We start from the raw sequence: 1,458 nt of genomic DNA, 5'->3' as shown, positions 1-1,458 counted from the left end.
CGTCGACGCGGCCCGGACCCCCGTGCCCAAGCGGCCCGGCTGGACGGTCGACGGGCAGCTGGTCCGCACCGCCGCCGGAGAACTCCTCCCCGGTGCCCTCGCACCGGCCCGACGCGTTGTGGAGACGACTGTGACGACGAACTCCCAGGACGGCGCCCCCGTCGAGGCGAACAAGGACGCGCTCATCTCCGAATTCCTGCGCACCAGCCGGGAGATGGTCGCCGCGCAACGGGACGTGCTGCTGACGTACTTCGGCGCGACGCAGGCGACGGTGCCGCAGGGGACCTGGATTCCCGCACCGGCACCCGCTGTGGTCGAGGCGCTCCCGCAGCTGCCCGCCCTGCCGGCCGCCGTCGAAACCCCAGCCGCCCAACAGCCCGCCGCGCAGCCGGAGTCGGCGCCCGAGGCCGTCACCGAGGACGATGTGCTGCGGGTCGTGCTGGAGATCATCAGCGAACGCACCGGCTATCCCGTCGACATGATCGAGCCCGACCTCGACCTGGAGGCGGACCTCAGCATCGACTCCATCAAGCGGGCCGAGATCGCTGGTGAGTTGGCCCAGCGGCTGGGCATCGGCGGCGGCGCGGACATCGCCTCGCTCGACGACGCCGAGCTGGAGGACCTGGCGAAGGCCCGTACGGCGGCCTCGGTCACGGGCTGGCTGTCGGCACGTCTGACCGAGCCCGCCCCCGTGGCGCAAACACCCCCGAGTGACAACACCCCCCAGGACGAGGTCACCGGCACCGCACCCAAGCGTCTCCAGCTGCGGCCGGTGCTGCTCGCGCACCAGGACGGCGACAGCCCGGCGGACCCGGCGTCCGTGCTGGGCGGGCGGCGGTTCGTCCTGTACGGCGACGGAGAGGGCGCGGAGGCCGTCGTGGCCCGGCTCTCCTCCTACGGTGCCGAGGCACTGATCGTCGGTCCCGAGCACCAACTCACCGAAGCGGACGGCCAGGTGGACGGCGTCCTGTATCTCGCGCCGCTCACCGCGTCGGCGCCGGTGCTGCCCGAGGCGTTCCCCGTGTTCCAGGCCGCGCTCGCCCGGAACCCGCGCCAACTGATCGCCGTACAAGGGGCGGAGAACGGATCGGCGGGCCTGCACGGGCTGTTCCGTACGGTGGCGCGCGAGTACCCGGACACCGTCGCCCGGGTCGTCGAGGTGACGGACACGGCACCGGCCGCCGTCGCCGACGCACTGCTCGCCGAACTGCTGGCGCCCGGCAGCGAGCCGGTCGTGCTGCGAACAGCCGCCGGTCGGCACGGACTTGAGCTGGTCGAGACACCGCTCGGCGCGCTCGCGACCAACGGTGCCGGCCCTGCCGGTGACGGGGTCGCCGAGGCCGCCGCCATCGGTCTTGACCGTGACGCGGTGGTACTGCTGGTGGGCGGCGCGCGGGGCATCACCGCGAAGTTCGCCGTCGCGCTCGCCGCGGCCTCCCGGTGCCGTATCGAACTCCT

The 1,458-nt window shown here is 73.3% G+C and carries 1 protein-coding gene; it reads left to right on the top strand.

Features of this window, described 5'->3' with window-relative positions:
• Positions 1 to 22: 22 nt before the first annotated feature.
• A partial coding sequence (locus R6V09_RS53040) for an acyl carrier protein (RefSeq protein ID WP_317888542.1) occupies positions 23 to 1,458 on the top strand: 1,436 nt, incomplete at its 3' end.

The organism is Streptomyces sp. W16 (genome assembly GCF_033194735.1).
In the GTDB taxonomy this organism is placed as follows: domain Bacteria; phylum Actinomycetota; class Actinomycetes; order Streptomycetales; family Streptomycetaceae; genus Streptomyces.
Note: the sequence above shows the minus strand (reverse complement) of the source record. Positions and strands in the feature narration are given on the sequence as shown.